We start from the raw sequence: 5,431 nt of genomic DNA, 5'->3' as shown, positions 1-5,431 counted from the left end.
GACCGGGCCTTCGTGCGTCAGAGGCCGTGCGTCAGAGGCCGTGTGTCAGAGGCCGCGCATCGTGAGGAGCCCGGCCGTCCATCCCCGCGCCGGCGGCGAGCCGAGTGCGCGCATCAGGAGCTCCCTGCTGCGGACCACGGGCATCGGCGCCGGAGCACCCATCGACATGTAGAACGCCGAGCGCCGCTGTGCGCGCGACGCAGAGCGCAGGACGTGCCACTCGAACCTCGCCAGCTCCGGCATCCGATGCGGCAGCGACCGCGCGAGCTCGGACGCGAGACGAGCGGCGTCCACCCACCCCAGGTTCATCCCCTGCCCGCCGATCGGACTGATCTCGTGCGCGGCGTCTCCGAGGAGCACCACCCGACCCCTGGTCAGCCGTGTCGCCCGGTGCTGTGCGGCGACGAAGGAGGTCGGCTCCGCATCGGGCGGGAGTTCGATGGCGATCCCGGTGCGCGCCTCGATCGCCGCGCGAAAGGCCTCGGGGTCACGCAGATCCCCGTCGGACCCTTCGCGTACGACCCAGCGCCGAACCCCTCCGGGAAGCGGGAAGGACTCGACGAGCCCTTCCGGTTCGCAGTGCAGGACGGCACGCGCGCCCGGCGTCACGTCTTCGACGTCGAGCATCGAGTACGACGCGCGTCCCGGACGACGGCGCCAGCCGAGATCGAGATCATCGCGCAGACGGCTGCGCACCCCGTCCGCCCCCACGACGATCGACGCCGTGAACCTGCGCGCTCCCGCCCCGCTCTGCGTCAAGACCTGAACAGCATCGGCGGTCTCCCGCACACTCTGCACCGTGCACCCGGGGATCAACGCATCCGGGGAGAGCATCTGCAGGCGGGCTCGGAGCAGCGCGCTCGTCCGTGGCTGCGGGAGGATCAGGACGGGGCGGTCCGGGCCGAAGGTCAGCGTGGCCAGGGTCCTGCGGCGACTGCGCACCTCTCCGCCTTCGAGCCGCAGCGCTTCCGATCGGACGTCCGGCCCGACTCCGGCCGCATCGAGAGCGTCCAGCCCCGGGCGATGGATGCCGATCGCCCTGGTCCTATCGTCGGCATCCGTGCGCCGCTCGCAGACGACCACCCGCAATCCGTCCTGCAGCAGCACGCAGGCCAGGAGCAGACCGACGGGCCCCGCTCCCACGATCAGCACGTCATGATCGGGCACTGCCCTCCTCCCACCGCAGCTCCAGCCGCGAGGGCAGTCCCCCGCGGACGGTCCACCCGGTGGGAGCGATCGCCGTCAGCTCGGCGACCGTGTACGAGCGTCGGATGCTGATGAGACCGTCTTCGCGGATGAACGAGTCGGCGAGGAGGGTGCGCGAGATCGGCCAGGTCGCCGCGGCGAACAGCACATGAGCGGTTCGGCTCCGGGCGATGTCGTGGTGGGACACCAGCCCGCCCGGCGCGACGAGCCGCATCGAGTCGCTGAGCACCGTCTGGAGCTCGTCCTCGTCCAGATGGTGCAGCACGTGATTGGACAGCACGACATCGTAGGTGTCGCCCGCGTCGACCAGCTCGGTCGTCAGCGCCCGTCGATAGCGGATGCCGGCGCCCCGGTCGTGCGTCGAGGCCCACCGGATCGCCCGCTCATCGGCGTCGAGGGCGGTGATCTCGGCGTCGAACCCGTCGTGACGCAGCCGCCCGGCGAGCAGGCGGCAGAGGTCTCCCCCGCCGGCTCCGACATCGAGGATGCGCAGTCGCCCCGCCCGCTCCGCGCGCGGCCGGATGTCGCGGCGATAGAGCGTGCCCGGACGCGAGACCAGCGCGTTCACGAAGCCGAACCGCCCGTAGGTCCGCGCCAGCATTCGCGCATCGGCGTGCGGGTCGTCCATCAGCTCACGGGTCTCGACGTCCCTGACCGCCAGGGCTGGACTCATGAGGCCGAAGGGGCGACGACGGTGAGCAGCGCGCTCTCGGCGGTCAGTCCCGGCCCGAATGCCATCGCGGCGACGCGCTCGCCCGCTGCCGCGCCCTCCTCCTCCAAGATGCGCTTGAGGACGAAGAGCACCGTGGCGCTGGACATGTTGCCGTTCTCGCGCAGGACCTCGCGGGCGGGGTGCAGCTGCGCATCGCTGAGATGCATCCGCTCCTGCACCCGGTCCAGGATGCTGCGACCCCCGGGGTGGATCGCCCAATGCTCGACCTTCTGCCCCACCCGCCCCGCCTCGAAAGCCTCGGCCATCTCCGCATCAGCGGAATACAGCGGCCGGAGCGCGCCGATGATGGTCTCCCCGATGATCTGCGGGACGGCGGTGGAGAGGATCATTTCGAATCCGGTGTCGCCGATCGTCCAGGCCATGTCCTTCTCGCCCTCCGGGGCGATGGCCGTGTGGAACCGGTCCAACCGCAGGGCGGGTGATGTCGACGGAAGGTCGCGGGCCGTGACGATGCCGGCCGCCGCACCGTCGGCGAACAGCGAGGAGGCGACGATCGTGTCCGGGTTCTCCGAGGAGCGCAGATGCAGGGTGCACAGCTCGACGCTGACGACCAGGACGACCGCGTTCTCGTCGGCGATGCAGAACTGGCTCGCCGCCCGCAGCGCCGGCATCGACGCGTAGCAGCCCATGAACCCGAGGTGGAAGCGCTGCACCGCATCGGACAGCCCGAGAGCACGCACGATCTCGTATTCCGGTCCGGGAGCATGGAACCCGGTGCAGGACACCGTGATGACGTGCGTCACATCCTCCGGGGCGATCTCGGGATCGGCGTCGAGGGCCCGCCGCGCGACATCGACGAAGAGCCGGGCGGCCTCCCGGGTGTAGATGTCGTTGCGCGCCTTCGTGCCCGGAGCCAGCAGCTCGCCGGAACGCCGGTCGAAGAAGATGGGATCGGCCACGTCGGAGTCGAGCGACAACTCGTCGATCACGGTGTGGCGCCGGTCGATGCCCGAGACGTTGAACGACGTCGTGACGATCCGCTGCGCCAATCGTCCGAGGTCGGGCTGCTGGGCGAAGACGTCGCGCACCTGCTCCTGGACGAGGACGGTGTCGGGGACGATCGTCTGCAGCGATCGGAGCACAGGCGGTCGACTCATGCTGTCACTCAAGCACGCGGTGTCGTCCCGGGGAAAGGGGTTGCGTTCGACTCGGCCGTCTGACTAGAAGCCGAGGGCGCGGGCGAGCTTGGAACCGGATGCCGATTCCCGGCCTCCCGCGGCCAGGACGGCGCGCTCCACCGCAGCGAAGAAGGCGGCGCGCGCCTCGTCGTCTGCCGGGGCTGCGGGACCGAGCTCCATCTCCCACTCGCGCCATTCGCGCTGCACGTCGCTGCGGAGATCCGTCGCCTGCACCCGGTCGTCGACGAACTCGGCCACGACTCCCGCGGGACCGGTGAGCAGGTAGGCTGTGCGGTCGTTGCGGATGCGGGCGAGCGGGGTGAGCGGCGCGGTCGTCCAGGCGGACACGGTGTCGGCCACGGCCGCGGGGAGCTCGTCGTCCTCACCGAGCGGCCACCCGAGTTCGAGCCGGCCGTCGCCCTCTCGCGGTCCTTTCACATGCCAGCCCTCGTCCGGGCCGCCGGTGCGACGGCGCAGCGCCACCCCAGCACGGGCGAGATCGCCGTCAGCGGTGTCGAAGTACTGCGCGTCGAGCGCCCGGGCTTCCCCGGCGGTGACGGCGTCGACCCCGGGGATCGCTTCCCAGACCGGCAGCGGGGTCTCGCCGTCGACGTCGTATTTGCGCTCGACTTCGACCGTGCGGGACGGTTCAGTCATCGTCGTTGAGAGTGAGATCCTCGAGAGACTCTTCGAACCAGTAGTCGACCTCGGTCGGCCCATCGTTCGGGCCGGTGTTGTGCGGTTCGCTACGGCGGTTGTACACCACCTGCGTCTCGCTGTAGGGGACGATCAGCTTGTCGTCCGCGTCGCCGAGGGGGATGATCTGCCCGTCCAGCGGGCCGCCGTGAAGCCGTGCAAGTGCCATGTGCTTCAGGGTAGCCCCGACATCGGACTATCCGTGCGAGGCCCGGCGGATTCAGCCGAGGACGATGCCGAGGAGCGCGCCGACGATCATCCACGGTCCGAAGGCGATGCGGGTGGCCCCGTGTGCTCGGCGCAGGAGGATGAGCACGAGCGCGTAGAGCGCCCCGAGCACGAACGCCGAGGCGGCTCCGATCGCGAGCGACTGCCAGCCGTGCCAGCCGAGCACGAACCCGATGACCGCGGCGAGCTTCACATCGCCGCCACCCATCCCCGCACGACTGATCCCCCGCAGCACGGCGTAGAAGCCACCCAGGATCACCATGCCGAGGAGGGCGCGCAGGAACGCGGTGCTCTGCCCCGTGACCAGGGCGTCGCCGGCACCGAGCACGATCAGGGCGGCGAGCGTCGGCAGCACGATGCGATTCGGGAGGCGGTGCGTGCGCGCATCGATCACGATCAGCCATCCACCGACGCCCGCCAGCATCACGTGCACGAGCGAGAGGAGTGCGAGCCGGGGATCCATACGCGCAGGTTAGGAGATCTGCGGGCCCGGTGCCGACGCCCTGTGGAGAACTCCGCCGATGTCCGATGTACGAACTATCGTCATCCACACGACTTGTTATATTAGAATATATCTTCGAGAAAGGATGCAGGGTGATCGGTCTCGATGCGCTGGCCTCCCTCTCGCCGGCGAGCGACTCCCGCGCGGGAGAAGTGCTGCGACTGCGCCGCGAGATCAGCCGGATGCAACGGCGGCGCAGCGAGCATACGCTCCTCCCCCTCGACCCCGCCTTCTCCGCCCTCCTCCCCGAGGAGGGCCTGCAGACCGGCACCTCCTACACCGTCTCCCCCTCGCCGAGCCTGGTGCTCGCACTGCTCAGCGCCGCATCGCAGAAGGGGCACTGGTGCGCCGTCGTCGGCATGCCGACACTCGGCGTCGAAGCAGCGGCCGCATTCGGCATCGATCTCGCCCGTCTGATCCTCGTCCCCGACCCGGGAGAACGCTGGCTCGCGGCGACCTCCGCGCTGGCCGAGGTCGTACCCCTGATCGTCGTGCACCCCGCCACACGGGCACGGGATGCCGATGTCTCCCGCCTGAGCGCACGCCTGCGCGATCGCGGATGCACGCTCCTGGTCACCGAGACGCCCGGCATCGGACGATGGCCGCAGAGCGAGGGGACGATACGCCTGCAGGACCCGCACTGGCACGGCCTCGGCGCCGGCTGGGGCCTGCTCTCCGACTGCACGGTGACCGTGACCGCGCAGACCCGGCACACCTCTCGCCCGTCGAGCGTGCAGGTGCGGCTGCCGGGAGGCCACGGCGCCGTCGAGACCGTCGGGGCCGAGCTCACCGCGCTGCCCGCGCTCCCGCCCGAGATCATCGGCCGGGGCGAGGATGCTCCCCCCGAACTCCTGCGATGGGCGGAAGCCGGATGAACAGTCCGCTCCGCGTGCTCGTGCTGTGGTTCCCCGACTGGCCCCTGCGGGCCGCGCTCGGCCGCCCGCCCCC

Annotated in this window: 7 protein-coding genes; 1 reads left to right on the top strand and 6 read right to left on the bottom strand. The window is 70.5% G+C overall.

Annotation, left to right across the window (positions count from 1 at the left end; genetic code table 11):
- Window positions 1-45: 45 nt before the first annotated feature.
- The 6 genes from ACNPM4_RS20445 to ACNPM4_RS20420 all read right to left on the bottom strand — a co-directional run bounded on the left by ACNPM4_RS20445 (window position 46) and on the right by ACNPM4_RS20420 (window position 4,444).
- Window positions 46-1,167 (bottom strand): FAD-dependent oxidoreductase, encoded by a 1,122-nt coding sequence (locus ACNPM4_RS20445; RefSeq protein ID WP_400858301.1) that lies wholly within the window; start codon window positions 1,165-1,167, stop codon window positions 46-48.
- The gene (locus ACNPM4_RS20440) at window positions 1,154-1,879 is read right to left on the bottom strand and encodes a methyltransferase domain-containing protein (protein ID WP_448986986.1); all 726 of its coding nucleotides are present in this window, start codon (window positions 1,877-1,879) and stop codon (window positions 1,154-1,156) included. The genes ACNPM4_RS20445 and ACNPM4_RS20440 overlap by 14 nt, the downstream gene beginning before the upstream one ends.
- On the bottom strand, window positions 1,876-3,036 hold the full coding sequence (locus tag ACNPM4_RS20435) for a type III polyketide synthase (RefSeq protein WP_448986985.1): 1,161 nt from the start codon (window positions 3,034-3,036) through the stop codon (window positions 1,876-1,878). Before ACNPM4_RS20435 ends, ACNPM4_RS20440 begins: the two co-directional genes overlap by 4 nt.
- A gap of 63 nt (window positions 3,037-3,099) precedes the next feature.
- Entirely contained in the window at window positions 3,100-3,714 is a 615-nt protein-coding gene (locus ACNPM4_RS20430; protein WP_448986984.1) for a CYTH domain-containing protein, read from the bottom strand.
- The gene (locus ACNPM4_RS20425; protein ID WP_029261531.1) at window positions 3,707-3,922 is read right to left on the bottom strand and encodes a hypothetical protein; all 216 of its coding nucleotides are present in this window, start codon (window positions 3,920-3,922) and stop codon (window positions 3,707-3,709) included. Before ACNPM4_RS20425 ends, ACNPM4_RS20430 begins: the two co-directional genes overlap by 8 nt.
- Window positions 3,923-3,973: 51 nt before the next feature.
- Window positions 3,974-4,444, bottom strand: a complete 471-nt coding sequence (locus ACNPM4_RS20420; protein ID WP_448986983.1) for a prepilin peptidase — start codon at window positions 4,442-4,444, stop codon at window positions 3,974-3,976.
- 131 nt (window positions 4,445-4,575) lie between these two features.
- Between ACNPM4_RS20420 and ACNPM4_RS20415 the strand changes: the two genes are divergently transcribed.
- A complete protein-coding gene (locus ACNPM4_RS20415) occupies window positions 4,576-5,358 on the top strand; it encodes a hypothetical protein (protein ID WP_448986982.1) in 783 nt (260 codons plus the stop codon).
- Window positions 5,359-5,431: the final 73 nt, after the last annotated feature.

The organism is Microbacterium umsixpiens (assembly GCF_053543675.1).
The sequence above is the reverse complement of the archived record's forward strand: the minus strand, read 5'-3'. Positions and strand labels throughout refer to the sequence as shown.